Source organism: Curtobacterium sp. MEB011, assembly GCF_030209655.1.
In the GTDB taxonomy this organism is placed as follows: Bacteria; Actinomycetota; Actinomycetes; order Actinomycetales; family Microbacteriaceae; genus Curtobacterium; species Curtobacterium poinsettiae.
Genome location: NZ_JARVRN010000016.1, coordinates 1 through 24,367, shown reverse-complemented (window position 1 = coordinate 24,367; position 24,367 = coordinate 1). Strand labels below are relative to the sequence as shown.

The 24,367-nt window shown below is 73.2% G+C and carries 25 protein-coding genes; 18 read left to right on the top strand and 7 right to left on the bottom strand.

Features of this window, described 5'->3' with window-relative positions; genetic code table 11:
* Positions 1–96 precede the first annotated feature (96 nt).
* On the bottom strand, positions 97–243 hold the full coding sequence (locus QRN30_RS16805) for a hypothetical protein (protein WP_156155412.1): 147 nt from the start codon (positions 241–243) through the stop codon (positions 97–99).
* Between the two features lie 114 nt (positions 244–357).
* Here QRN30_RS16805 and QRN30_RS16800 point away from each other — a divergent pair, with 114 nt between their 5' ends.
* A complete protein-coding gene (locus QRN30_RS16800; RefSeq protein WP_056068404.1) occupies positions 358–696 on the top strand; it encodes a DUF3140 domain-containing protein in 339 nt (112 codons plus the stop codon).
* Positions 697–719: 23 nt separating this feature from the next.
* Entirely contained in the window at positions 720–935 is a 216-nt protein-coding gene (locus QRN30_RS16795) for a hypothetical protein (RefSeq protein WP_139179681.1), read from the top strand.
* 27 nt (positions 936–962) lie between these two features.
* Here QRN30_RS16795 and QRN30_RS16790 read toward each other — a convergent pair whose 3' ends face one another.
* Positions 963–1,820 carry a glycoside hydrolase family 16 protein gene (locus QRN30_RS16790; protein WP_284761508.1) on the bottom strand — a complete coding sequence of 286 codons (858 nt, stop codon included), beginning with the start codon at positions 1,818–1,820 and terminating at the stop codon, positions 963–965.
* Positions 1,821–1,954: 134 nt separating this feature from the next.
* Positions 1,955–2,215: a hypothetical protein gene (locus tag QRN30_RS16785; protein WP_017885652.1), complete on the bottom strand. Its 261-nt coding sequence runs from the start codon at positions 2,213–2,215 to the stop codon at positions 1,955–1,957.
* A 75-nt stretch (positions 2,216–2,290) separates the two neighbouring features.
* Between QRN30_RS16785 and QRN30_RS16780 the strand changes: the two genes are divergently transcribed.
* The gene (locus QRN30_RS16780) at positions 2,291–3,247 is read left to right on the top strand and encodes an SDR family NAD(P)-dependent oxidoreductase (protein WP_284761506.1); all 957 of its coding nucleotides are present in this window, start codon (positions 2,291–2,293) and stop codon (positions 3,245–3,247) included.
* A 102-nt stretch (positions 3,248–3,349) separates the two neighbouring features.
* On the opposite strand, the gene QRN30_RS16775 is transcribed toward QRN30_RS16780, so the two are convergent.
* A complete protein-coding gene (locus QRN30_RS16775; RefSeq protein WP_259495942.1) occupies positions 3,350–4,576 on the bottom strand; it encodes a cobalamin-independent methionine synthase II family protein in 1,227 nt (408 codons plus the stop codon).
* 376 nt (positions 4,577–4,952) lie between these two features.
* Here QRN30_RS16775 and QRN30_RS16770 point away from each other — a divergent pair, with 376 nt between their 5' ends.
* Together QRN30_RS16770 and QRN30_RS16765 are read left to right on the top strand one after the other, a co-directional pair.
* Positions 4,953–5,783 carry a DUF1684 domain-containing protein gene (locus QRN30_RS16770; RefSeq protein ID WP_240048608.1) on the top strand — a complete coding sequence of 277 codons (831 nt, stop codon included), beginning with the start codon at positions 4,953–4,955 and terminating at the stop codon, positions 5,781–5,783.
* 68 nt (positions 5,784–5,851) lie between these two features.
* Positions 5,852–6,874 carry an SLAC1 family transporter gene (locus tag QRN30_RS16765; protein ID WP_284761504.1) on the top strand — a complete coding sequence of 341 codons (1,023 nt, stop codon included), beginning with the start codon at positions 5,852–5,854 and terminating at the stop codon, positions 6,872–6,874.
* Positions 6,875–6,944: 70 nt separating this feature from the next.
* On the opposite strand, the gene QRN30_RS16760 is transcribed toward QRN30_RS16765, so the two are convergent.
* Positions 6,945–7,505, bottom strand: coding sequence for a histidine phosphatase family protein (locus QRN30_RS16760; protein WP_284761502.1), 561 nt, complete (start codon positions 7,503–7,505; stop codon positions 6,945–6,947).
* A gap of 155 nt (positions 7,506–7,660) precedes the next feature.
* Here QRN30_RS16760 and QRN30_RS16755 point away from each other — a divergent pair, with 155 nt between their 5' ends.
* From QRN30_RS16755 to QRN30_RS16745, 3 genes are all read left to right on the top strand, one after another.
* Positions 7,661–8,641, top strand: coding sequence for a putative endonuclease domain-containing protein (locus QRN30_RS16755; protein ID WP_017885640.1), 981 nt, complete (start codon positions 7,661–7,663; stop codon positions 8,639–8,641).
* Between the two features lie 82 nt (positions 8,642–8,723).
* Positions 8,724–10,109 (top strand): alpha/beta fold hydrolase, encoded by a 1,386-nt coding sequence (locus QRN30_RS16750; protein WP_284761501.1) that lies wholly within the window; start codon positions 8,724–8,726, stop codon positions 10,107–10,109.
* The gene (locus QRN30_RS16745) at positions 10,106–11,656 is read left to right on the top strand and encodes a GMC family oxidoreductase (RefSeq protein ID WP_284761499.1); all 1,551 of its coding nucleotides are present in this window, start codon (positions 10,106–10,108) and stop codon (positions 11,654–11,656) included. Before QRN30_RS16750 ends, QRN30_RS16745 begins: the two co-directional genes overlap by 4 nt.
* A gap of 49 nt (positions 11,657–11,705) precedes the next feature.
* Here QRN30_RS16745 and QRN30_RS16740 read toward each other — a convergent pair whose 3' ends face one another.
* Together QRN30_RS16740 and QRN30_RS16735 are read right to left on the bottom strand one after the other, a co-directional pair.
* Positions 11,706–12,272 carry a GIY-YIG nuclease family protein gene (locus QRN30_RS16740; RefSeq protein ID WP_071251087.1) on the bottom strand — a complete coding sequence of 189 codons (567 nt, stop codon included), beginning with the start codon at positions 12,270–12,272 and terminating at the stop codon, positions 11,706–11,708.
* 125 nt (positions 12,273–12,397) lie between these two features.
* Positions 12,398–13,243 (bottom strand): siderophore-interacting protein, encoded by an 846-nt coding sequence (locus tag QRN30_RS16735; RefSeq protein ID WP_284761497.1) that lies wholly within the window; start codon positions 13,241–13,243, stop codon positions 12,398–12,400.
* 84 nt (positions 13,244–13,327) lie between these two features.
* Between QRN30_RS16735 and QRN30_RS16730 the strand changes: the two genes are divergently transcribed.
* The 10 genes from QRN30_RS16730 (at position 13,328) to QRN30_RS16685 (ending at position 24,163) form a co-directional block, all read left to right on the top strand.
* Entirely contained in the window at positions 13,328–14,011 is a 684-nt protein-coding gene (locus QRN30_RS16730; protein ID WP_017885635.1) for a biliverdin-producing heme oxygenase, read from the top strand.
* Positions 14,012–14,146: 135 nt separating this feature from the next.
* On the top strand, positions 14,147–16,804 hold the full coding sequence (locus QRN30_RS16725) for a phosphoenolpyruvate carboxylase (RefSeq protein ID WP_042537011.1): 2,658 nt from the start codon (positions 14,147–14,149) through the stop codon (positions 16,802–16,804).
* A gap of 602 nt (positions 16,805–17,406) precedes the next feature.
* Entirely contained in the window at positions 17,407–18,609 is a 1,203-nt protein-coding gene (locus QRN30_RS16720) for a multidrug effflux MFS transporter (RefSeq protein WP_284761493.1), read from the top strand.
* A gap of 59 nt (positions 18,610–18,668) precedes the next feature.
* The gene (locus tag QRN30_RS16715; RefSeq protein WP_017886068.1) at positions 18,669–19,004 is read left to right on the top strand and encodes an STAS domain-containing protein; all 336 of its coding nucleotides are present in this window, start codon (positions 18,669–18,671) and stop codon (positions 19,002–19,004) included.
* A complete protein-coding gene (locus tag QRN30_RS16710; RefSeq protein ID WP_017886069.1) occupies positions 19,004–19,417 on the top strand; it encodes an ATP-binding protein in 414 nt (137 codons plus the stop codon). The genes QRN30_RS16715 and QRN30_RS16710 overlap by 1 nt, the downstream gene beginning before the upstream one ends.
* 118 nt (positions 19,418–19,535) lie before the next feature.
* Positions 19,536–20,519, top strand: coding sequence for a helix-turn-helix transcriptional regulator (locus QRN30_RS16705; RefSeq protein ID WP_284761492.1), 984 nt, complete (start codon positions 19,536–19,538; stop codon positions 20,517–20,519).
* Positions 20,520–20,583: 64 nt separating this feature from the next.
* Positions 20,584–21,198: an RBBP9/YdeN family alpha/beta hydrolase gene (locus QRN30_RS16700; protein ID WP_284761491.1), complete on the top strand. Its 615-nt coding sequence runs from the start codon at positions 20,584–20,586 to the stop codon at positions 21,196–21,198.
* Between the two features lie 107 nt (positions 21,199–21,305).
* A complete protein-coding gene (locus tag QRN30_RS16695; protein ID WP_284761490.1) occupies positions 21,306–22,400 on the top strand; it encodes a hypothetical protein in 1,095 nt (364 codons plus the stop codon).
* A gap of 180 nt (positions 22,401–22,580) precedes the next feature.
* On the top strand, positions 22,581–23,426 hold the full coding sequence (locus QRN30_RS16690) for a Nif3-like dinuclear metal center hexameric protein (protein WP_017886072.1): 846 nt from the start codon (positions 22,581–22,583) through the stop codon (positions 23,424–23,426).
* A 2-nt stretch (positions 23,427–23,428) separates the two neighbouring features.
* Positions 23,429–24,163: a zinc ribbon domain-containing protein gene (locus QRN30_RS16685; protein ID WP_284761488.1), complete on the top strand. Its 735-nt coding sequence runs from the start codon at positions 23,429–23,431 to the stop codon at positions 24,161–24,163.
* The last annotated feature ends 204 nt before the right edge of the window (positions 24,164–24,367 follow it).

The following is a 24,367-nucleotide window of genomic DNA, read 5'->3' as shown; positions in this document are numbered from 1 at the left end:
CGGCGACGGCGACCGCGGCGGCGACAGGCCGTGCCTGGCGGGCCTGGCGGGCCGGGTGTCTGGGCCGGGCCGTGCGTGCCGTCGCCGGGCGCCGGCTCAGCCGGTGTGGTTGATCTGTCCGAGCCAGCGGCCGAAGGACGGGGTGCGCTCGTCGTGCAGCTTCGGCAGGACGGTCGTCTGCAGGCAGGTCCGCTCGTCGGTGACGATCCGGGTGCCGGTGCTCTCGTGGAGGTCGACGCTCATGGTGGGCTCCTTCGTGGTCAGTGGAGAGTTCGACACCGCGCGGGGTCGTTCCATTCCCATCTGACCCGGCCCGCACTGCGCAGTCGTCCAGGACCGACGGGTTGTCTCGACCGCATGAGCGAGCACGACGACGAGCAGACCCGGGCCGACTTCGATGACGCGGTGAACATGACCGCCACCGAGTTGCGAAAGTGGCTCGACACCGACGAGTCGAAGTCCGTCGGGCAGAAGCCCTCCGGCGGCGGCGAGTCGACCGGGCACGAGAGCGGTCGGCACATCATCCGCATCCTCCAGAAGCACAAGGCCGACCGCACCGACGACGACCTGGCGCACATGCGGAAGGTCGTCGGCTACGTCGCCCGGCACGCGGAGCAGCGCCCCGACGGCGACGTGCACGACACCCCGTGGCGGTACTCGCTCATGAACTGGGGACACGACCCGGAGAAGCACTGACGGCATCGGGCAGAATGGGTGACGTGAACGAGACGGGCATGCCGCGCTTCCGACGGATCTGGTCGACCGTGCAGGTCGGTGTCCTCGCGATCGCCGTCGTGTTCTGCGTCGTGATGCTCGTGATCGGGCAGGGCAAGCTCGACCGGGTGTACGCGGTCGCCGCGGTGTTCTTCGGACTCGCCCTGGTCGGGCACAGCACCTACCTGTGGCTCGTCGCCCGGGCGAACCGTCGTCCCTGACACGCTCCTGCTCCGGCGCGACTCCGGCTAGGCGTTCTGGTGGACCCGCAGCCAGTCGACGGTCATCTGCTGCGGGAACTGCGTCGAGTCGTCGGGCGACCCGGGCCACGTGCCGCCGACCGCGACGTTGAGGATGACGAAGAACGGCTTGTCGAAGACCCACGGGTTCGACCCCACGTCGTCGCGGGTGAGGGTCCGGTACGCGACACCGTCGACCGTCCAGGTGATCGAACCGGGGCGCCAGTCGACCCCGTACACGTGGAAGTCGTCGGCGAACGCTGCGCCGGACGGAGCCGTGCACGACGCCGAGATGCCCTGGGCACCGGAGTACCCGGGCCCGTGCACCGTGCCGTGCACGATCCCCGGCTCGTACCCGACGTTCTCCATGACGTCGATCTCCCCGCACGCGGGCCAGCCGACCTGCCCGATGTCGGCGCCGAGCATCCAGAACGCCGGCCAGATGCCCTGCCCCCGAGGGATCCGGATCCGCGCCTCGATGCGGCCGTACTGCGCGGTGGAGGTGCCCTCGGACTTCAGCCGGGCCGAGGTGTACGAGCCGTCGGCTCCGCGCTGTGCGGTGATGACGAGGTTGCCCGCGCCGTCGAGCGCCGCGTTCCGCCGCGAGTCCGTGTAGGTCTCCAGTTCGGCGTTGCCCCAGCCGCCGGCACCCAGGTCGTACCGCCAGACCGCCGGGTTCGGTGCACTGCCGGCCGGGCCGTCGAACTCGTCGGCGGCGAGCAGGACGGGTTCGGCAGTCGGGGCCGCAGCCCCGGTCGCCGCCTGCGCCGACCCGTCCGCGCCGATCGCCGTGACGCCGAGCGCGGTGGCGGCAGCGCCTGCGAGTCCGAGCGACACGAAGCGCCGTCGATCGATGTGCTGGTCCAAGTCGTGCTCCCTGCAGCGCGGCGGTGGTGTGGTCGTCGGATCATGCACCATCTGGGCGCGTCTGACCAGGGTCTGACCGTGTTCGGTCCACACAGCGCACACCGCGCACACCGCAGTCGGCGCTGACGGACCCGTCAGCCGAAGCGCAGTGCCAGCGGCACGAGCAACCCGGCGACCCAGACGAGCACCATCACGAGGGCCCCGATCGCGATGAACCGTCGGCGGCGCCGCAGCTTCGGGCTCCGCTCCTCGCCCCACATCTGCGCACGCACCAGCACCCGGTTCGCCTGCTCGACGACCTTCCGCACCTCGGGGTCGTCGACGTCGAGGGCACCAGAGCGGGCGTGTTCGGCGATGACCGCGGCTTCGTCGACGGTCAGGTCGTCCTTGCGCATGCTCCATCTTCGCACCGTGCCCAGGGGTACGGCCCGGCTGTGCGGGAACGGACCGACGACGGGTACCAAGGACGCATGGGACATCGGTACCGCGGGAAGATCGTCGTCATCACCGGAGCATCGAGCGGCATCGGGAGGGCCGCCGCACACGAGTTCGCCCGGCAGGGCGCCACACTCGTGCTCGCCGCGCGCGGGCACGACTCGCTCGAGGCCGCTGCCGCCGAGTGCCGGAAGCTCGGCGCCGAGGCGATCGCGATCCCGACGGACGTCGCCGACGAGCGCCAGGTCAAGGACCTCATCGGCACCGTCACGACGCGCTTCGGTCGCATCGACGTCTTCGTCGGCAACGCGGCGCTGTTCGTCTACGGCCTGTTCGAGCAGACCCCCACCGAGGCGTTCAAGCGCGTCGTCGACACGAACCTCTACGGGCACCTCAACGCCATCACGCACCTGCTGCCGCACTGGAAGCAGCGCGGGAAGGGCACCTACGTGCTGGTCGGCTCGATCCAGTCGCTGCTGTCCGCCCCGTACCAGTCGGCGTACGTGACGAGCAAGCACGCGGCGCTCGGCCTGGTCGACGTGCTCGGCGACGAGTTCGCGGGCACCGGCATCAGGTTCACCGCCCTGCTGCCGTCCACGATCGACACCCCGATCTACCAGAACGGCGCCAACTACACCGGCAAGAACTCGCACCCGCTGCCGCCCACCGTCTCGGTCGAGCGTGCCGGCCGTGCCGTGGTGCACGCCGCCACGCACCCCAAGCGCTACCGCTTCGTCGGGCGACTGCAGGCATCGCTCGTGCCGCTGCAGTACGCGTTCCCGGGCCTGTTCCACAAGATCACGAAGCCGATGGTGGAGACGTTCGCGCTCCGCGGCAAGGGCGCCCCGACCGACGGCAACCTCTACGCCCCCGCCGACGCCGCGAACGCGACGGACGGCGGCTGGGTCGCGAAGCGACGGCGCGTCACGCGCCCCCTCGTCTGGCTCGGCGTCGCCGCGGTCGCGGCCGTCGCGCTGGGCCGACGCCGCTGACGGACTGGAGGCCCGGTGCCAGCTGGCACCGGGCCTCCCGTCCGCTCGTGCGTGCGCCCGGTCTCGCCAGGTACCGCAGCCGTTCTGGGAAGGAACGGGCGGCTAGAAGAGCTTCGCGCTCGCGCGCCGGGCACCCTCGCCGAGCGACTCGAGCTTCGCCGCGGCGATCTGCGGGTGCACCCGTCCGCCCAGGCCACAGTCGGTGCTGGCGATGACACGCTCGCGTCCGACGACCGAGGCGAACCGCTCGATGCGCTGCGAGACCAGGTCGGGGTGCTCGACGACGTTCGTGGCGTGGCTGACGACGCCCGGGACGATGACCTTGCCCTCGGGCAGGGTGACGTCCTGCCAGACGGTCCACTCGTGCTCGTGGCGGGCGTTCGCGGCCTCGAACGAGTACGCGCCGGCGTCGATGTCGAGCATCAGGTCGACGATGTGGCGGAGCTCGATGTCGGTGGTGTGCGGGCCGTGCCAGGACCCCCAGCACAGGTGGAAGCGCACCCGGCTCGTGTCGAGGCCGCGGAGCGCGTGGTTGAGCGCCTCGACGCGGATGCGGGTGAAGGCCCGGTAGTCCTCGATGCTCGGCTCGGGGTTGATCTGGTCCCAGTTCTCGGCGATCGAGGGGTCGTCGATCTGCAGCACGAGGCCGGCGTCGAGGACCGTCGTGTACTCCTCGCGCAGAGCATCGGCCCAGGCCCAGATGTGTTCTTCCTCGGTCGCGTAGTACTCGTTCGCGATGCGGGCGGCCGAACCGGGGGAGAGTGCCGTGATGAAGCCGTTGTCCGCGCCGGCGGCCTCGACCGCGTGCTTGAGGTTCGCGGCGTCGGTGGCCGCGGCCTCGTGTCCGGTGTAGGTGATCGGGCCGGTGGTGGTCGGGAACGCGGTGGCGTTCTTGCCGGTGCCGATGCCCGACTCGGGGTCCGTGTAGGCGTCGTGGAAGATCGTCCAGTCGCGGCGGTCCGGAAAGCTCGTCAGCCGGATGTTCCCCGGGGTGGACCGGACCGGCTGCTGCGAGAAGATGTTCTCGTCGGTCAGGCTCAGGCCGCTGACGCGCTGGAACGAGTAGCCCCACCAGGCGCCGTAGTCGACGCTGTTCGACATCGCCTTGCCGAACTCGCCGTCGCCGGGCTGCGTGATGCCGAGCGCGGTCTGCCGTGCGACGACGTCGTCGACGGCCGCGCTCGTCAGGGCCCGGACCTCGTCGGTGGTCTCGAGCGTGAAGCCGTCGGCGGCGACGGGCCGCGCGGCGTTCGCGGCGATGAGCTCGGGGGTCCGGGGGAGCGATCCGGCGGTGGTGGCCTGGATGCGGTCGGTGTTCTCGAAGGGCATGCGCTGCCTTCCTCTCGATGGGGACGGACTGTCGGGAGTCGGGGGCCGCGCGCGAGGCTTCGCGGTGCGCTGCAGTGCCACTCTGCCACGAGGGATCGGGCCCGTTACGTTCCGCGACTGTGGATGCGTGCGGACGTCGAACGACATGGCCGACGTCGTCCGACACCGACTCGGTCGCTCGTTGCGCGCGCGGACGGTTGCAGGCGCGTGCGAACGACAGGGTCGATGTCGTGCGACGTCGACGGTGTCGTTCCGCATCGCGCCGCCCGCGCCGCCGCGCATCGCGCCGCCCGCCCCGCCGCCCTCCCCGCCGCGCCCGCCGACGCACGGCGACACGATCGTCGCGCCGCCGGGCCACGCGTCGTACGGTCGATCCATGAGCACGACGACCCCGGCGAACGCCACGACCCCGGCCGCTCCGACCTTCGCCGGAGCGTGGACCGCCTGGCACGACGACCACGAACAGGCCCGGGCGAGCGAGCACGGCTTCCTCGCGATCTCGAGCATCCGTTGGCTCACCGCCACGCCGGAACGGTTCGAGGACGCCCCCGGCAGCTGGTCGACGGACGAGGACGGCCCGGTGGTCGCACTGGCCGACGGCGAGTCGATCGAGGTCGACGGGCAGCACGTCAGCGGGACGCACCGGTTCGGCCCGCTGCCGGAGCGCTCGAGTACGAACGTGGTGTGGCGCGACGGCGACGAGACCGTGGTGATCGAGGTCGCCCGGCGCGGCGGCAGCGACCTGCTGCGTCCGCGGCACCCCTCGAACCCGACGCGCGTCGCGTACCGCGGCACCCCCGCGTACGCACCCACCGAACGCTTCGTCGTGGACGCCCACTTCGAGCCGTTCGACACCCCGCGCGAGGTCACCGTCGGCAGCGTCGTCGACGGCCTGCTGCACGTCTACGAGGCCCCCGGCGTCCTGACGTTCGACCTCGACGGGCCACGGTCGCTCCTGGCGTTCAACGGGCACGCCGGCGGCCTGCACGTGCTGTTCACCGACCGCACGAGCGGGGTCACGACGTACGCGGCGAACCGGAGTCTCGACATCGCCGCACCGGATGCCGACGGTGCCACCCGCATCGACTTCAACCGGTCGACGAACCTGCCGTGCGCGTACACCCCGCACGCGACCTGCCCGCTGCCGCCCGCCGAGAACCGGCTCGACGTGGCGATCGAGGCGGGCGAGCAACTGCCCGCAGCCTGACCGCGGAGCACGCACGGCCCACGGGCGCGCACCGGCACACCCGACCCGTCCAAGACAATGGGGGAGCCATGCCACGACCCACTTCCCGCATCCCGCTCAACACCCTCGCCGTCCCGTTCGGCCTCGCCGGCTTCGCCGAGACGTGGTCGTACGCCGCCCCCGTGCTGCACCTGCCCACCGTGGTGCCGCAGGTGTTCTGGGCGATCGCGGCCGTCGCGTGGGTGTGGCTGCTCGGGGCGCACGCCGTCCGGGGCGCACGCGTCAGCGAACGGCTCGTCGACCAGCTCCGTCACCCGGCCCAGGGGCCGATCGCCGCGCTCGTCCCCGCGACCGCGATGCTGCTCGGCGTCGACCTCGCGCGGTTCGCCCCCGTCGCCGGGCAGGTCGTCGTGCTCGCCGCCGTGGCCACCGCTGCCGGGTTCGCCGCCTGGCTGCTGAGCACCTGGTTCGAGGGCCGGCTCGCCCTGGAGTCCGTGCACGGCGGCTACCTGCTGCCGACCGTCGCCGCGGCCCTGGTCGCCTCGGTCGCCACGCACGAGGTCGGCGTCGGCTGGCTGTCCTGGCCGGCCCTCGGCGTCGGCGTGTTCTTCTGGGGCGTGATGACCGGCCTGCTGCTCATCCGGCTCGCGTTCCGACCGGCGCTGCCCGGGCCGCTCGTGCCGACGATGGCGATCCTCGTCGCACCACCGGCGGTCGCCACCCTGTCGCTGTTCGCGCTCACCGACGGTGCGGTCACCCTGCCCGTGCAGGCAGTCGCCGGGCTCGGTGTCCTGATGGTGCTCGTGCAGCTGGCCCTGCTGCCGCGGTACGTCCGACTGGGGTTCTCGCTCGGGTTCTGGTCGTTCGTGTTCCCGGCCGCCGCGGTCGCCACCGCATCGGTCGAGTGGTTCCGGGCACGCGCACTGCCGTCCGCCTGGATCCCCACCGCCGCGTTGCTGGCGCTGCTGAGCGTGCTCGTCGCGGTCGTCGGTGCCCGCTCCATCGGACTCGCCGTGCACCACCTGCTCGGACAGGCCGAGCGGACCCTGCACGACGCCGACGACGAGGACGCCGCTCCCGGCCCCGTGACGGGCGCGACGCGCGTGGTCTGACGAAGCGGGGCGGTCGGGCCGCGAAGGCGGCGGACGGGAGGCCCGTGGCGGCCCCGCCCCGCGCCTCCCGTCAGGTCGCGGGGACGCGTCTCCAGCCGCTGGTCGCCTGCCAGGCGGGCGCGTCGAAGCGGAAGACGCTGCCCATGCCGGGCTGGTCGAGGGCGCGCGTGATCGGGACGCCGCGCAGGTGGGCCAGGAGCAGCGCGCCGACCGCACCGTGCGACACGATCGTGACGTCGCCGGCGGCGCAGTGCCGGCGGACGGCCGCGACGATGCGCTCCTGGGCGGCGATGGCTCGCTCCCAGCCGCGGACCGACTGCTCGGGCTCGGCGAAGAACGCGTCGACGACGGCCTCGAACTCGGACGGCGGCAGGTAGCCGGTCGCGCTCCGGTCGATCTCGCCGAGCAGGGGGTCCTGCTCGACGGGCAGCTCGACGGCGAGGGCGAGCAGATCGGCGGTCTCGACGGCCTTGCGTTCGGTGCTCGAGACGATGCGGCGGGAGTCCGGGGTCCACGCGAACGGGTGCGCGGCCCTGGCCCGTGCGCGGCCCTCGTGCGACAGCCCCCACGACTCGATCGGGACCGCGGGGTCGACGACCACTTCAGCGTGGGTCAGGAACGACGAGACCATCCGGCGATCCTCGCACGGTGCGCGCCCGCCCCTGGCCCAGTCTGGTGCGAGGTTGCCCGCTCCGTGCCGCCCTGTTCCGCCGCACCGAGAGGGCAACCTCGCACCGAGCAATGCCGGCCGCGGCGGGTGTCGGTGGTCGTTCCTAGCGTGGTGGCGTGGCCGAACCCGTCGATGCGTGGTGGCGCCGCCGACAGTGGTCGCGCGGCGAAGCGGTGCCGTACGCCGTCGGACAGTTCCGCGCCGACTGGGCGCCGTACCCGGTGCTCATCCGGCAGTACCACCCCGACTGGAACCACGGCGTCGTCCTGACCCAGGTCCCCCCGGCGGCCGAGGTCCTGCTCACCTGGGAGTGCGACGTCGGGCACGTCTTCGTGGCGACCCCGTCCGAACAGCGGTCCCGTCCGGGCCGTGAGCGCCGCCGCTCCGTCTGGTGCCCCGAGTGCGCGGTGCAGGCGCAGCCGCAGCGGTGGCCGGTGCTGCCGTCGGACTGGCCCCAGGCGGTCCCCGTGCCGCAGCGGGTCGTCCGGAGCGCGGGACGACAGACGCTGCCCGCGGCTCCGGTGCGCGGGGTCCCGGCCGGCGCCGTCGCGTCGAGCCGTTCCCGGTCCCGTCGGCCCGTCGCCGGGTCGGCCGGTGGGGCGCCACGGCGGAGCGCCCAGTCCGTTCCCCGCACGATCTGCCCGAAGACCCCGCGGCTGCCGTCGGGTGAGTCGTTCACGAGCGTCTGCGCCCCGGCGACGGCCTCGGCGGTCGAGGCCGAGCTCCGGGGCATGCTGTCCGAGCGGTTCGCGTTCACCTACGACCACTCCGCGATCCGGCTCGACCGCCCGTTCTTCGACCACGTCGAGGCCTGGCCGGACATCATCCTGCCCGAGCTGCGCGTCGCCATCGAGTACGACTCCACCGGGCGGCACGGGCTCGAGCACGTCGGCCCGCGGCAGGAGACCGACCGGAAGAAGGACCGCGCCGTCCGCGCCGTGGGGTGGGAGGTCGTCCGCATCCGCACCGGACGGCTGCCGGCGCTCGGCCCGCACGACCTGCAGGTGTCGGGCATCTCCGGCCGCACCGTCGATCGCCTGGCGGACACCCTGCGTGATCTCCGGGGCGCCCTGTTCGTCGACGCGTACGCCCGGTGACGCCGTCGATCGGGGTACACGCACGACCCGGCGGGGTACGGCCCGGCTGGGAGCGGCCGCAAGGGACGGGTAGGCATACATGGTGACCACCGTCTTCTGTCTCCACGCCCTCGGCGCGAGTTCCGAGGAGTTCGCGCTGCTGCGTGCCGAACTCGTCGGCGACCTCGACCTGATCGGCATCGACCTGCCCGGCTTCGGCCGCAGCCCGGCGTCGTCCGGCACCACCGTCGAGGAGATGGCCGTCCTGGTGGAGCGCGCGATCGGGGCGAGCGGCTCGACCGAATGGGTACTCCTCGGGCACTCGATGGGCGGCAAGGTCGCCACGGTGGTCGCCGACCGGACGATCTCCGGCGCGAACGGTCTGTTCGGCTTGCGTGCCGTGGTGCTCCTCGCCGCGTCCCCGCTCGCCCCGGAGCCGATGGACGAGGACCGCCGCCGGTCCATGCTGTCGTGGGCGGCCGACGGCCCGATCAGCGCCGACGACGCCGAGGAGTTCGTCGCCGCGAACACCGCGTCGGCCCTCGCACCGTCGCGCCACACGGCGGCGGTGCGGGACGTCGAGCGGACCGACCCCGAGGCCTGGCGGGACTGGCTGACCCGCGGCAGCCGTGAAGACTGGTCCGACGCGGCGCCGAACCCGGTGCCCGCCCTCGTGCTCGCCGGTGCCGAGGACGGCGACCTCGATGCCGACGCCCAGCGCCGCCTGACCGTGCCGCACTGGCCGAACAACGAGCTCCACGTCGTCGACGGCGCCGCCCACCTGCTGCCGTGGGAGCAGCCCGAGGCCGTGGCCGCGCGCATCCGCGACTTCTGGCAACGCCGGGTCGCGGGGTCGCCGGTCGTCCCCGTGGAGCACGCCCGCGTGATCGCTTCGCCGCGGGTCAGCGCCCGCACCCGGGGCCTGCTCGCCGCTCGTGCCCTGCCCGATGACCCGGCGGCCGCACCGCAGGCCCTCACCCCGACGCAGCTGGACACCCTCCGCGCGGTCGCCAGGATCGTCGTCCCGCAGCCCGGTCCCGACCAGGTCGACCTGGCGCTGCGGGTCGATGCGCAGCTCGCCGCCGGGCTCGGCGACGGCTGGCGACCCGACGGGCTGCCGGTGGACGCCGAGGCCTACCGTGCCGCGCTCGACGTCCTCGCCGCACCCGCCCGCGACGGTGCGCTCGATCAGGCGCTCGAGGCCGTGGCGGTCGGTCGGTACCGCGCCGACGGTGGCCTCGACGCCGAACAGCTGCGTGCGTGGTTCGAGGACGCCAGCGTCGACCTGGTGAAGCACTGGCTCGCGCACCCCGCCACCATGGCCGCCATCGACTTCGACGGCTACGCGAACGGTGGCGACGGCGTCCGCAAGCAGGGCTTCCAGCTGCTCGCGGCGGGCGAGCGCGAGGCCTGGGAACCCGAGGCCCCCGCCGACCCCGGCACCGCCACCACGATCGACACCGCACCGACGACCGGAGCTGCACGATGAGACTCGACGGACAACGCACGTACGGCACGGACGACGTCGTCGACGTGGTGGTGGTCGGCACCGGAGCCGGCGGAGCCCCGCTCCTCGCATCGCTGGCCCGCCGTGGCGTGACGGTCGTCGCGCTCGAGGCCGGCCGCAACACCGAGCCGGGCGACCACGTGCCGGACGAGGTCGCCGCCCCCGGTGACATCAACTGGATGGACGAGCGGCTGAGCGGTGGCGGAGCCCCGACGGCCTTCGGTCCGAACAACAGCGGGACGGGTGTCGGCGGTTCGACGCTGCACTGGGGCGCGTTCACCCCGCGGCCGAGCGCCCACGACCTGCGGCTCCGCACCGAGAGCGGCGAAGGGCAGGACTGGCCGATCAGCCACGCCGAGCTCACCGGATGGATCGAGCAGGTCGAGCACGACGTCGGTGTCGCCGGTCCCGAGCACTACCCGTGGGACCCGTCCCGCCGCTACCGGATGCGCCCGCCGGCCCGGAACGCTTCTTCGGACATGATGATGCGCGGCACCGCTGCCGCAGGGATCACCGCGACCGATGCCCCGGTCGGGCTGACCACCGAGGACCGCCACCAGGAGCACCACGGGCTGCGCCAGGCCTGCGTGTCCTGCGGGTCGTGCCACCAGGGGTGCCGCAACGGTGCGAAGGTGTCGATGGACACGACCTACCTGCCGGCGGCCGTGGCCTTCGGTGCCGAGATCCGACCGGAGTCCTTCGTGCACGGCATCGAGCTCGACTCGAGTGGTCGCGTCGAGGCGGTCGTGTACACCTCGGGTGGGCGCGAGCACCGCCAGCGCTGCCGGTCCCTGGTCCTCGCCGCGGGCGGTGTCGAGACCCCGCGGCTGCTGCTGCACACCGGTGTCGCGAACGGCAGCGGGCAGGTCGGTCGCAACTTCACCGCGCACGGAGCCACCCAGGTGTGGGCGCGGTTCGACGAGTCGATGCGTTCGTACCGCGGGTACCCGTCGTCGATCATCACCGAGGACTTCGTGCGGCCCGCGGACGCCGACTTCGCCGGCGGCTACCTCATCCAGAGCCTGGGCGCGCAGCCGCAGACCTTCGCCACGTCGCTGGTCCGAGGCGGCGGACTCCGCGGCGCAGAACTCGTCCGGGCGCTGCACGACTACCCGTTCTCGGCCGGCGTCGGCATCAACGCCGAGTGCCTGCCGTACGACGACAACCGCCTCCAGCTGACCGACGAACTCGACGAGCACGGTGTCCCGCGTGCGCGGGTCTCGTTCACCCCGGGCTCGAACGAAGAGGCGATCCGCCGCCACGCGGTCCGCACGATGACGACCATCGTCGAGGCTGCTGGCGGTCAGGACGTCCGGGTGCTCGAACGCACGGCGCACACCATCGGCACCGCGCGGATGGGCACGGACCGCGAGACCTCCGTCGTCGACCAGGACGGCCGCTCGTGGGACGTCCCGAACCTGTGGATCGCTGACAACTCGGTGTTCCCGAGCGCGGTCATCGCGAACCCGGCGCTGACGATCATGGCGCTCTCGCTCCGCACCGCGGACCGCATGCTGCAGGCCGCCTGAGCGGGCGTCCCGACCGGCTGCGCACGCGCCCCGACCGCCCTGCCGCGGCTCAGCCCCGCAAGGCGAGCGCCTCGCTCGTCCACCGGGCGTGCAGGTCCCACGGGTCGTGGGCCCCGGCGGCGACGGCGTCGACGTGGGCGAGCAGCTCCGGCGTCACCCGGAACCACTCGGTACCCGGGTACCGGCTGGCCGCGAACGTGGCGTGCCGCCGGCGCTCGAGCGTCCGGTCACCGAGCTCGAACGCCAGCAGGTCCTGGTGCGGGATGGCCGCCAGCCGCTGCCGGGGGTTCATCGTCGTGCCGATCTTGATGCGGTCACCGAAGTCGTCGCGCATGCGCAGGTAGTAGACGACGTCGACCCGTGGGGGAGCCAGATCGCCGTCGGGTACCTCGCCCCACCGCCACTCGCATCGGGCGCACACCGCACCGGAGGGGTAGCGCACCCCGATCCGCGACGCGCACACCGGGCACGGGCCGGGCAGGGCGTCCTCGACGCCGGGGTGCTCGGCCGCGAGGTCGGCGACCAACGCGACGTGCGCGCCGCACAGGGGGACGCCCGCGAGTCCGTCCGCGAGGACGCCTGCGCAACCCGGCACGCAGCACGACGAGGTGACCATGCGCCGAACGCTAGCCGGACCCACCGACGCGCCCCGGGCCTCCCGGCCGTTGCGCGCGCCGGGCGTGCCGGGCGTCCCTGGTCGAATCGGGCGTACCGACCTAGAACGGGCACGCAGGCCCGCCATCAGTCGGTGAAGATCACCCCGACCGGCTCGCGCTTCTCCTCCTGGAACTCGTCCTCGCCACGACCGAGCGCCCAGTACGCCGACAGCGACATCTCGCGTTTCTCCAGCCCCCAGTCGTCCTGCAGCAGTCGACGGATCGCCTTCATCGCGGTCCGCTCGCCGTGCGCGAAGACCTGGACCGGCCGGGAGGCACGCGGCAGCCCGCGGGCCTTCTCCAGCAGGAGCGTGCCCGGCTGTGCGCCGGTGGCGTCCCGGTGCAGCCACCGCAGGTCGACCCCGGCCGGGCGCCGGAGGTCCTGCTCGTCCGCCGGCCCGGCCACCTCGACCAGCGCGACCCCGGTGGCGGTGTCGGGCATCGACTCGAGTGCGGCCCCGATCGCGGGCAGGGCGCTGTCGTCACCGAGCAGCACGTGCGTGAAGGCCGGGTCGGTGGTCGGTGAGTAGCCGCCGCCGGGTCCGGACAGGGCGATCCGGTCGCCGGGCTGCGCGGACGCTGCCCAGGGACCGGCGAGGCCCGCGTCGCCGTGCACGACGAAGTCGATCGCGATCGTCCGCGTGGTGTGGTCGACCGCGCGCACGGTGTAGGTGCGGCGGGCGGGGCGGTCGTGCTTCGGCAGGGTCTCGCGCAGGGCCTCGAGGTCGTACGGCGGCACGAGCCCCAGCGACGGCTTCGCGAGCAGGAGCTTCACGTACTTGTCGGTGGCGGCGAGGCGGTCGGGGTCGGCCTGGGCGACGAAGTCCTCGAACGCCGAGCCGCCCAGGTGCACGCGCACCATGTGGGGCGAGAGTCGCTCGGTGCGGTCGACGACGAAGACGTGCTGCTGGCGTTTGGGTTTCGAGCTCATCGTGGGGGAGCTTCCTCTCGGAGGTTCGGCGTCACCTGGGTGATCCCTGCTTGACGCGCGCATCAGTAAGGTTAGCCTTACCTCATGGACTCGACCGTCATCCCGTTCTCCGAGCTGCTGCGGCGACGCACGCGGCGCTCGCACGGTGCCTCGGCCACGAGCGGCTTCATGCAGGACCTGCTCGGCGGCGACTGCGACGTCGCCGACTACGCGGACCTGCTCGGACAGTACGCCTTCGTGTACGACGCGCTCGAGCGGGCGGCGGAGCGCATGGCCGACCACCCCGTGGCGGCGCCGTTCGTCACCGCGCAGCTCACCCGGATGCCGGCGATCCGCGCCGACCTGGAGTACCTGATCGGCCCGGACTGGTCCGAGCTGGTGTGCCCGCTGCCCGCGACGACCGCGTACGTGCGACGGCTGAACGAGGTCGCGGCCGAGTGGCCCGGCGGCTTCGTGGCACACCACTACACGCGGTACCTCGGCGACGTGTCCGGCGGGCACGTGATCGGGCAGGTGCTGGCGGAGCGGTTCGGGTTCGACACGAACGGGATCCTCTTCTACATCTTCGACCAGGTCGCCGACCCGAGCGACTTCGAGCACACCTACCGGGCCCAGCTCGACGCCGCGCCGTGGTCGGCCGACGAGCAGGAACGGGTGATCGCCGAGGTCGAGCTGGCCTACGAGCTGAACCGCGGGCTGCTCGCCGGCCTCGATGCCCGACGTGCGCCGTTCCGGCAGGAGCCGGGCGGGGCCTCCGTCCCGGCCTGACGCGGCAGCGGCAGCCCGGCACCGGGCCCGGACCCCGCCCCGCGTCCGTCCGGACGGTCGACGTCATGCGCCCCCGGGTGCCGATACGCTGCTGGGACCCGGGACCAGCCTCCCGGACGACCCGGAAAGGACTCCATGACGGCGATCGACGGATCTGCACGCCACGAGCGCGCGCGGGACGACGTCAGCGGTGCGGTCGACAGCGACCTGCGCGCCGACGTCCGGTACCTCGGCAACCTGCTCGGCCGGGTGCTGCGCGAGAACGGGGGCGACGAACTGCTCCACGACGTGGAGTCACTGCGCGCGGCCGTGATCGACGCCTACGAGGGCGACCACGCCGAGGGCGCCGCACGTGCCCAGGCGATCGTCTCGGGCATGTCGGCCGAACGCGCCGAGGCAGTGGCGCAGGCGTTCACCACCTACTTCCACCTGACGAACCTGGCCGAGGAGCACCACCGCGTGCGCGTCCTCCGGCAGCGCGGAGACGACGGCGGCGTGCCCGGGGACTCGTTCCCCGCCACGTACGCCGAACTCGTCGCCGAGGTGGGCGAGGCCGAGGCGGCCGAGCGGCTCCGCACCCTGCGGTTCCACCCGGTGCTGACCGCCCACCCGACCGAGGCCCGCCGGCGCGCGGTCACGACGGGTGTCCGCCGCATCACGGACCTCATCGACGAGCGTGACCGTGCCCGCAACGCCACGGCCCGCGCCGAGAACGAGCGCCGCCTGCTCGAGGAGATCACGACCCTCCTGCGGACCTCGCCGCTCCGGACCACGCGGCCGACCCCGCTGGACGAGGTCCGCACCGCGATGAGCGTGTTCGACCAGACCCTGTTCGAGATCGTCCCGCAGGTGTACCGCCTGCTCGACGACCGGCTGCAGGGCGACGACGCCGGCCGGGCGCCCGTGATCGCCCCCGCGTTCGTGCGCTTCGGCACCTGGATCGGCGGCGACCGCGACGGCAACCCGCACGTCACCGCCGACGTCACCCGTCAGGCCGCCGAGATCGCGGCGGAGCACATCCTGCTCGGCCTCGCCCGCGCGACGACCCGCATCGGCAGCGCCCTGACCCTCGACGCGAGCGACACCCCCGCCGACGCCGGGCTCACCGCCCTCGTCGCCGCGCAGGAGTCGCTCGACCCGGGCATCGCGGAGCGCATCGGTGTCCGCGCACCGAACGAGACGCACCGACGTGCGCTCCTGTTCGTCGCCGCGCGCATCGACGCCACCCGGACCGGCAGCACGACGCTGGCCTACGACGGGCCCGAGGCGCTGCTGGCCGACCTCCGTGTCATCCAGGCCTCGCTCATCGCCGCCGGTGCGATCCGACCGGCGAACGGTGAACTGCAGAACCTCCTCTGGCAGGTCGAGACCTTCGGGTTCCACCTGGCCGAGCTCGAGGTCCGCCAGCACTCGCAGGTGCACCGCACGGCCCTCGCCGAGATCCGCGCCGGTGGTGAACTGAGCGAGACCACGGAAGAGGTCCTCGCCGTCTTCCGCACGATCGCCGGGCTGCAGTCCCGCTACGGCGTCCGCGCGGCGAACCGGTACATCGTGTCCTTCACGCAGTCCCCGGCCGACCTGGCGAACGTGCACGAGCTGGCCGTCGCCGCGCTAGGGTCCGCCGAGGCCGCGCCGGTGCTCGACGTGATCCCGCTGTTCGAGACGTTCGCCGACCTGCACGCCAGTGTCGACATCCTCGACGAGGCCGTCCGCACCGAGGCGTTCCAGCGACGCCTCGCCGCGACCGGCCGTCGGCTCGAGGTCATGCTCGGGTACTCGGACTCCTCGAAGGACGTCGGCCCGGTGTCCGCGAACCTGGCGCTCTACGACGCCCAGGCCCGCATCGCCGACTGGGCCCGCGACAACGACATCGAGCTGACCCTGTTCCACGGCCGCGGCGGCTCGCTCGGCCGCGGTGGTGGTCCCGCGAACGAAGCCGTCCTGGCGCAGCCGCCGGGATCGATCGACGGTCGGCTGAAGCTCACCGAGCAGGGCGAGGTCATCTTCGCCCAGTACGGCGACCAGGACATCGCCGCCCGCCACCTTGAGCAGATGGCCTCGGCGACGCTCTTCGCGTCCTCGCCGTCCAACGAGGCACGGACCGCCGCCGCGGCCGCCCGCTTCGCCGACCTCGCCCAGCAGCTCGACGACGTCTCGCGCGTCGCCTTCTACGACCTGGTCAAGGCCGACGGGTTCGCGCCGTGGTTCGCCCGGGTCACCCCGATGGAGGAGATCGGCCTGCTGCCCCTCGGCTCCCGCCCGGCCCGTCGCGGGCTGTCGGTCGAGTCGCTGGAGGACCTCCGCGCCATCCCGTGGGTGTTCTCGTGGACGCAGGCGCGCATCAACCTCGCCGGCTGGTACGGGCTCGGATCGGCGCTCGAGGCCGTCGGCGACGTCGACGTGCTCCGCGCCGCCTACGCGGAGTGGCCGCTCTTCGCCGCGATGATCAAGAACGTCGAGATGTCGCTCGCGAAGACCGACGAGCACATCGCCCGCCGGTACCTCGAGCTCGCCGACCGTGACGACCTCGCCGCGAAGGTGCTCGACGAGATGGTGCGCACCCGCGACTGGGTGCTCCGCGTCTCCGGCGGCAGCGACGTGCTCGAGGACCGACCCGTCCTGGCCCGCGCCGTGCGCCTGCGCAGCCCGTACGTCGACGCCCTGTCGCACCTGCAGCTCCGTGCGCTGCGCGCCATCCGCACGTCCGGCAGCACGGACCCGACGGACGCCGACCACCGGCTCCTGCTGCTCACCGTGAACGGGATCGCCGCCGGCCTGCAGAACACGGGCTGACGCCCCCACCCCACGGACAGGAGGCCCGGTGCCAGCTGGCACCGGGCCTCCTGTCCGTCTCCGCGCACGTCCCGAGCCGCGCCCCCGAGCGGCCACGAAGTGTCGGCCGCGCGGTCGCCGCGCGACGGAACGCGACCGCTCGGCGTCTCGCGCCGCTGCCCTCGCCGAGGGGTCACGACACGTCGGGTGGTCCCGGCCGAGTGGTCACGAAGCGTCGGCTGCGCCGTCGCCGGGCGACGAAACGCGACCACTCGGCGGACGTGAGCGGGGTGTCGTGACCGCTGGAGCTTCGCGCCGCTGCCCTCGCCGAGGGGTCGCGACACGTCGGGTGGCCCCGGCCGAGTGGTCACGAAGCGTCGGCTGCGCCGTCGCCGGGCGACGGAACGTGACCGCTCGGCGGACGTGAGCGGGGTGTCGTGACCGCTCGCGGCGGCGGACGGGAGGCCCGTGGCGGGCCGGCACCGGGCCTCCCGTCCGTCCGCGCCCACGTCGCGGGCCCGCGATCCGTGAGCAGCAACGGTCGCGTCCGGCACCGCGACCCGACAGTTGCTGCTCACGAAGTCCCCTGTCGAATCGATTCGGGGACGCGTAGCGTGTCCGAGGTGACGACGGAGCGCATGCCGAGACCGACGACGACCGTGCTGCCCCCGATCGTGCCGCTGGCGCTCATCGTCGGGGTCTCGCCCTTCGCGACCGACATGTACATCCCGGCGCTCCCGGCCATCGCGCGGGACCTCGGGACGACCCCCGGCGCCGTGCAGCTGTCGCTCACGGCGTTCCTCGTCGCGTTCGCGGTGGGTCAGCTGCTGGTCGGCCCGGTGAGCGACGGGATCGGTCGTCGGCCGATGCTCGTCGCCGGGACCGCCCTGTTCGCCCTGGCGTCGGTCGGCTGCGCACTCGCCCCGGACGTCGTGACGCTGGTGGTGGCCCGCGTGGCGCAGGGACTCGCCGGTGCGGCCGGTGCTGTCGCGGGGCGGGCGATGGTGTCCGACGTGACGAGCGGTACCCGGATGGCGAAGGTGTTCGGCACCCTCGCGGCCATCAACGCGATCGGCCCCGTGGTCGCCCCGCTGGCCGGGGGAGCGGTGCTGACGATCGGCACGTGGCGGCTCATGTTCGTCGTGCTGGCGGTGCTCGGTGCCGTGTTCTTCGTGGCCGTGGTGCTGCGCTTCCGCGAGACCCTGCCGCCCGAGCGTCGCGGTGGCGTCGGGTTCGCCGCGAACGGGCGGCGCATCCGCGAGCTCCTGGCGATCCCGCGCTTCCGGGCGTACGTGCTGAGCGGGGTGCTGTCGACGGTCGGGTTCTTCGCGTACATTGCGACGAGCTCGTTCGTGTTCCAGTCGGAGTACGGGTTCTCCGAAGGGCTGTACACGCTCGTCTTCGCCACGAACGCGTCGATGATGATCATCACCACGCTGCTGTTCGGCCGGCTCGTCGGGCGGGTCACCGAGGATGCCCTGCTGACCCTGGGCCTGGTCGTCGGGACCCTCGGTGCCACGGCCGTGGTGGTGTCCGCGATCCTCGGGCCGGTGCCGGTGTGGTGCGCACTCGCGGTCGTGACGGCCGCGTGGGGCTTCGTCCTGCCGGCTGCGATGACCCGGACGCAGCACGTCGGCTCGGCGCACCCGGGCACTGCGGCCGCGCTGCAGGGTGGGCTGACCTTCGGCATCGGTGGCCTCGGCACCCCGCTCGCCGGCGCCCTCGGCGGGACCGCGCTGGCCATGGGCGGGGTCATGGCGGCGCTGATGGCTGCGGCCGTCGTGGTGCAGGTGACGGCGACGCGGCGAAACCGGTCCCACACCTGAGGGTCTGAGCCGGTAGGTTGCTGGTTGCAAGGCGCACCGATCTGAGGAGACCCACCGAGATGGACATCGTCGTACACGAGGCGGAGACCGACACCGCCGTGCTGGAGTGCAGTGGCCGGCTCAACATGGTCTCCGCACCCACGTTCCGCGAGACCGTCGCCCAGATCGTCGGCAACGGGCGGTCGCGGCTCGTCGTCGAGCTCTCCGGCGTCGAGTTCATGGACTCCTCCGGCCTCGGCGCACTGGTCGGCAGCCTGAAGACCGCGCGACAGGCCGGCGGCGACCTCCGCATCGCGGCACCGTCGGAACAGGTGCAGATGGTGCTCAAGCTCTCCAACATCGACAAGATCCTGCGGACGTACCCCGACGGGGACGCCGCGGTGACCGACTGGTGATGACCGCCCCCGTCGCCGAGCACATGCTCGCACTGGCGTGCCCGCCGGACGACGTGTCCGCCGTGCACGAGTTCCTGGCGGGCGTGTGGCAGCACGAGCCGACCGTCTCCGCCGAGGACCGCATGGCCCTCGAGCTCGCACTCGTCGAACTCACCTCGAACGTCATCGAGCACGGCGCGCGTGCGGACGGTGTCTCGTGCGAACTCCGGCTCCAGGTCGGCAACGAGCGTGTCCAGGCGCTGCTCTCCGACGACGGGGTCGCCGCCACCGTGGACCCCGATGCCGCCGTGCTGCCGGACGACTTCGCCGAGGGTGGCCGCGGGCTGGCCCTCGTCCGCATGGTCGTCGACGACCTGCGGTACGAGCGCGTCGCGGACCGGAACCGCTGGACGGTCCTGCGGTCGCGGCACTGACCAGGACCAGCACCAGCAGCAGCACCGCTCATCCGCACAGCGCACTGCGCGGGCCGCAAACCGCAATGACGCGGAGACGATTGACGCGTTTCCCGGACACCGTGTCACGATTCGCGCGATGACTGACGACCCTGATCCCCGGATCCGGTTCGAGACGTCCGGCGCCGGACTCGACGCGGCCGTGCAGCTGTACGAAGAGGCCTACGAGAGCTCGGGGTTCTCGGCGTCCCGGACCGATCGTCCGTTCGCGTACCGGTTCCAGGTCGTGGGCGACGACGCGATGACCTTCCGCTCCACCCGGTTCGACGGGCGGATGCGCGGCGAGGTCGAGGTCCCCGACGAGTACGTCGTGATGTGGACCTCGGACGGTGGCGGCCGCGTGGACGTCGGTCGGCAGGAGGTCGACTTCGCACCGGGGACGCCCCGGGTGTTCCCGTCGCGACGCCCCTTCGTGTTCGACCTGCAGGACGTCCGGCAGAGCCTGGTGCAGTTCGACCGCACGTACCTCGAAGGCCTCGCCGCCGAGGTGCACGGCACCCGGCCAGGCCCCCTGGTGTTCGACCACACCGCGGCGCCCCGGCCCCAGGACCTCCGCGCGTGGAACGCCCAGGTGCAGCGCGCGGCAGCCGTGGTGCTCGGTCAGGCGCCACTCACCGGCCTCGCTCTCGCCGAGACGGTGCGCGAGACTGCGCTGGCCTTCCTCGACACGTTCCCGCACGAGTCCATCGCCCCCGACGTCACACTGCCGCAGGGTGCAACCGGGCGCGTCCGCGAGGCCGTCGAGTTCATGCACGCCTTCGCACACACCCCGATCACGACGACCGACGTCGCCGAGCACGTCGGACTGAGCGTCCGGGGGTTGCAGCAGGCCTTCCAGCGGCAGGTCGGCACGGCACCGAACGCCATGCTCCGGGGGATCCGCCTGGACCGCGTGCACGAGGAGCTCCGACGCGGGGCGGCCGGTGACCTGACGGTGGCGAGCGTGGCACTGCGCTGGGGCTTCGCGCACCTCGGCCGGTTCTCGGCGGCGTACGCCTCGCGCTTCGGACAGTACCCGCGTGACACGCTGCAGCAGCCGCGGGGAGCGGTGCCGCACGCCTGACCGGGGCAGGACGCCCCGCGTCACACTCCGGCTCGGTGCGTCGCCGGTTCGCTACGCTGCCCGGATGAGCGGACCGCGACCGTGGGTGGTCATCCCGGGCATCTGGAACTCGGACCCCGACCACTGGCAGTCCGTCTGGGAGCGCAACCGGCAGCACGACGAGCGCGAGCGGCACGACCAGCGTGATCAGCAGACCCGCCGCGCCGTCCGCATCGCCCCCGACTCGTGGAGCGCCCCCGTCGCGGACGACTGGCGCGCCGCGATCTCGACGGCCGTCGCCGCGTGCAGCGAACCCCCGGTGCTCGTCGCCCACAGCCTCGGCGTCCTGGCCGCGGCCGACTGGCTCGCCACCACGACGACCGCACCCGCCCTGGTCGCCGGTGCCTTCCTGGTCGCACCGCCCGATCCGCTCGGCGACGCGTTCCCGGCCGAGGCATCGGGCTTCGCGCCGCCGCGTCCGGTGCCCCCGGAACAGCAGGTCCCGACGCACCTGGTCGTGAGCGACGACGACCCCTACTGCGGTGTATCCCGAGCCCTCGAGTTCGCCGCCGCGATGCGCGCGGACGTCGTCCGTGTTGGTGCCCTGGGGCACGTGAACGTCGCCAGCGGTGTCGGCGGCTGGCCGGCCGGCCGGGAGCTGCTGCGGGCCTTCGAGGACGGCCTCCGACGGACGCGGTGACGGCGGGCCGCGACACGCCGCTCACTTCCGACCCGATATGGCAGGCGGTGCAGCGACACACCGCGGATGTCCCGCATTTCGGCCCGCGCGATATTTATCCTTCGGACATGGAGACCCAGTCCGGCGCACGCACCCCGCTCGTGGACCCGTTCGGCCGCGAGCTCGAGGAGTGGCTCCGCGACGCCCCGGCCACCCGCGCGCCGTACGTGCCGGACCTCGTCGTCCCGCCGGTCACCGGCCCCGTGCAGCGCCCCGGCTTCGTCGCGGACAGCACGACCACCACCGACGAGACGCTGGCTCCCGTCGCCGTCACCGCACCGGTCGACTCGACGACCGACTCGGCTCCCGTCGCGGCGCCGGCCTTCCGCCGCGACCGTGCCCGCCACGCCGCCGTCTGCGCCCCGTCGTTCCCCGAGCCGCCGGAGCGCCTGGCCCTGCGCATCGAGGACCTGGCCGTCGAGGTATCGCGGTCCACGGGTCGCAGCACCATCGACCGCATCGTCCTGCTCGAGGACGAGGTCCGCCGCCGTGACGAGGACCTCGCGCGCCTCGCCGCGTGGGAGGCCACCGTCGCCGGCTCCGACGACCCCGAGGTGACGGCCGCCCGCGCCTTCGCGCACACCGTCTTCTCCGACTTGCTCGCCGACGCCGCCGCCGAGGCGGACCGCCGCGACCGTGCCGCAGCCCGTCGCGCAGCGACCGCGCCGGTGGCGCTCGTGACCCGGCCCGCGCGCCTCCCGGCGCGCGAAGCGCAGGACGCAACAGCAGCACACGACGCAACTGCAGCACAGGACGCGACCGCACCACAGGACGCGACCACAGCGCAGGACCCGACACCCACCCGGGAACCCGCCCCGGTCGTGGAACTCGTCGTCCCGGAACGCGACGAACCCGTCCGACCGGTGCTGGGCCTCCCGGCCGTGTCGCCGGTGTCCGCGTCCACGCGACCCACCCCGCTCGTCCTGCCCGCCACGGGCCCGACGGTCATCGACCGCGCGGCCTTCGCCGCCGCCCTCACGGCGCACCAGGGCACCACCGCGAGCACGCCGGTCGTCCTACCGGACGCCGTCGCCGCACCCGTCGTCCCGGCTCCGGCTCCGGTCGCGGACGCCGCCGACGCGGCGGTCACCACGACGCCGGGCCCGGCCGGCTGGTGGACGCGACTCGTCGAGCGTCTGCTCGGCCTGCTCGGTCGTCGCTGACCGTCCTCGGTCCGGCCCTCGTCCGGTCGCACCGGCTCCGGTCGCACCGGGTCCGGTTGCACCGGGTCCGGCTGTACTGCCTCCGGTTGCACCCTCTCTGGTCGCACCGCCTGGAGGCCCGGATCACCTCACACGGTCCGGCTGCCCGTGGCGGGGCGGTCGCCTCGGTAGACTGACGGGATGCCGACGCTCCGCGAACTCCAGGCCGTGATCGAGGACCTGTGGCCCGCCGCCGGTGCCGAGTCGTGGGATGCCGTCGGGCTCGTCGCGGGTGACCCGGACGCCACCGTCGAGCACGTGCACCTCGCCGTCGACGCGGTCCCCGCCACCGCCCGTGAGGCCGTGGAGCTCGGCGCCGGGCTCCTCCTGACGCACCACCCGCTGCTGCTCCGCGGGGTGACGACGATCGCCGAGTCCACCTACAAGGGCAGCGTCCTCGCGACCCTCGTGCGCGGCGGCAGCGCCCTGCTCGCGGCGCACACCAACGCCGATGTCGTGACGACCGGCACCTCGGCCGTCCTGGCAGACCGCCTCGGGCTGACCGCGCAGCGCCCGCTCGACGCCGGAGCCGACCCCGACACCGGCATCGGTCGCGTCGGTGTCCTGCCCGCGGGGACCACCCTCGGCGCGCTCGCCCGGAAGCTCGTCGACCTGCTGCCGCCCACCGCGACCGGGGTCCGCGTCTCCGGCGACTTCGACCAGCCCGTCCACACCGTGGCGCTCTGCGCCGGTGCCGGCGACTCCCTGCTCGGGCATCCGGCGGTACTGGACGCCGACGTCTACATCACGAGCGACCTCCGGCACCACCCGGCGTCCGAGTTCCGCGAACAGGCACTGCTCGGCGGCGGACCCGCGCTCATCGACACCTCACACTGGGCCACCGAGTGGCTCTGGCTCGACGTCGCGGCAGAGCAGCTCCGCGCCCACGCCGGGGTCCGCGTCACCGTGAGCGACCTCCGTACCGACCCGTGGGACTTCGCCGTCCTGCCGGCCGCCGAACCCACCACCCCCACAGAAGGAGCCTGACCATGAAGGCAGCACCCGAGGACCAGGTCATCCTCCTCGACGTCCAGCGTCTCGACAACGACGTCACCCGCATCGCGCACCGCATCACATCGCTGCAGAAGGGCGACCGGCTGACCGAGCTGAGCAAGCAGGCCGCGGGCCTCCGCAGCGAACTCGTCGCCGCCACCGGCGAGGTCGAGGACGCCGAGCGCGACCTCGCCCGTCTGGAGTCCGACACCGCGGTTGCGCAGGCCCGTGTCGAGCGCGACACCACGATGCTGCAGAACGTCGCGAACGCGAAGGACGCCGCCGGACTGCAGAGCGAGCTCGACTCGCTGCAGCGGCGCATCGGGGGCCTCGAGACCGCCGAGCTCGAGATCATGGAGAACCTCGACGGGCTCCGTGCCCGGGTCGGCGACATCGAGGGCAAGCTCGCCGAGGTGGAGTCCGCGCGCAGCGGTCTGGTCGCCGAGCGCGACGCCGAGATCGCCCGGCTGACCGCCGACCGCGAGTCCGCCGAGCAGGCCCGCGCCGACGTCGCCGCGAAGGTGCCGGCCGAGCTGCTCGCCCTGTACGACCGGCAGCGTGCGCGCTACGGCTTCGGCGCCTCGCTGCTGCAGGGTGGCGTGTCGACGGCCTCAGGCGTGGCGCTCAACAACTCCGACCTGCAGACCATCCGCCGGGCTGCGCCCGACGACGTGCTGCTGTGCCCCGACAGCGACGCGATCCTGGTGCGGACGGCCGAGTCCGGGCTGTAGACGCGAGCGACGTCCGGAGCGGAGGCGCGGTGCCGGCTGGTGCCGCGCCTCCGGTCCGTCGTGGGCTGGTCGCAACGCGTCGCCTGCGGCGGTGCCGGTCGACGGCAGGTGGCCAATCGGCGAACCTGAGCGGGGAGTCGTGACCGCGCGCGCCGCCCGGCGGGAGGCTCGTGGTTGCGCCGCGCCGCGCCTCCGGTCCGTCGT

Coding starts and splice junctions, on each gene's coding strand:
- QRN30_RS16685 (WP_284761488.1), top strand. CDS start 23,429: ATGAAGGCAGCACCCGAGGACCAGGTCATCCTCCTCGACGTCCAGCGT.
- QRN30_RS16705 (WP_284761492.1), top strand. CDS start 19,536: ATGACTGACGACCCTGATCCCCGGATCCGGTTCGAGACGTCCGGCGCC.
- QRN30_RS16800 (WP_056068404.1), top strand. CDS start 358: ATGAGCGAGCACGACGACGAGCAGACCCGGGCCGACTTCGATGACGCG.
- QRN30_RS16765 (WP_284761504.1), top strand. CDS start 5,852: ATGCCACGACCCACTTCCCGCATCCCGCTCAACACCCTCGCCGTCCCG.
- QRN30_RS16785 (WP_017885652.1), bottom strand. CDS start 2,215: ATGCGCAAGGACGACCTGACCGTCGACGAAGCCGCGGTCATCGCCGAA.
- QRN30_RS16725 (WP_042537011.1), top strand. CDS start 14,147: ATGACGGCGATCGACGGATCTGCACGCCACGAGCGCGCGCGGGACGAC.
- QRN30_RS16740 (WP_071251087.1), bottom strand. CDS start 12,272: ATGGTCACCTCGTCGTGCTGCGTGCCGGGTTGCGCAGGCGTCCTCGCG.
- QRN30_RS16700 (WP_284761491.1), top strand. CDS start 20,584: ATGAGCGGACCGCGACCGTGGGTGGTCATCCCGGGCATCTGGAACTCG.
- QRN30_RS16735 (WP_284761497.1), bottom strand. CDS start 13,243: ATGAGCTCGAAACCCAAACGCCAGCAGCACGTCTTCGTCGTCGACCGC.
- QRN30_RS16715 (WP_017886068.1), top strand. CDS start 18,669: ATGGACATCGTCGTACACGAGGCGGAGACCGACACCGCCGTGCTGGAG.
- QRN30_RS16690 (WP_017886072.1), top strand. CDS start 22,581: ATGCCGACGCTCCGCGAACTCCAGGCCGTGATCGAGGACCTGTGGCCC.
- QRN30_RS16805 (WP_156155412.1), bottom strand. CDS start 243: ATGAGCGTCGACCTCCACGAGAGCACCGGCACCCGGATCGTCACCGAC.
- QRN30_RS16695 (WP_284761490.1), top strand. CDS start 21,306: ATGGAGACCCAGTCCGGCGCACGCACCCCGCTCGTGGACCCGTTCGGC.
- QRN30_RS16745 (WP_284761499.1), top strand. CDS start 10,106: ATGAGACTCGACGGACAACGCACGTACGGCACGGACGACGTCGTCGAC.
- QRN30_RS16710 (WP_017886069.1), top strand. CDS start 19,004: ATGACCGCCCCCGTCGCCGAGCACATGCTCGCACTGGCGTGCCCGCCG.
- QRN30_RS16780 (WP_284761506.1), top strand. CDS start 2,291: ATGGGACATCGGTACCGCGGGAAGATCGTCGTCATCACCGGAGCATCG.
- QRN30_RS16730 (WP_017885635.1), top strand. CDS start 13,328: ATGGACTCGACCGTCATCCCGTTCTCCGAGCTGCTGCGGCGACGCACG.
- QRN30_RS16760 (WP_284761502.1), bottom strand. CDS start 7,505: ATGGTCTCGTCGTTCCTGACCCACGCTGAAGTGGTCGTCGACCCCGCG.
- QRN30_RS16775 (WP_259495942.1), bottom strand. CDS start 4,576: ATGCCCTTCGAGAACACCGACCGCATCCAGGCCACCACCGCCGGATCG.
- QRN30_RS16770 (WP_240048608.1), top strand. CDS start 4,953: ATGAGCACGACGACCCCGGCGAACGCCACGACCCCGGCCGCTCCGACC.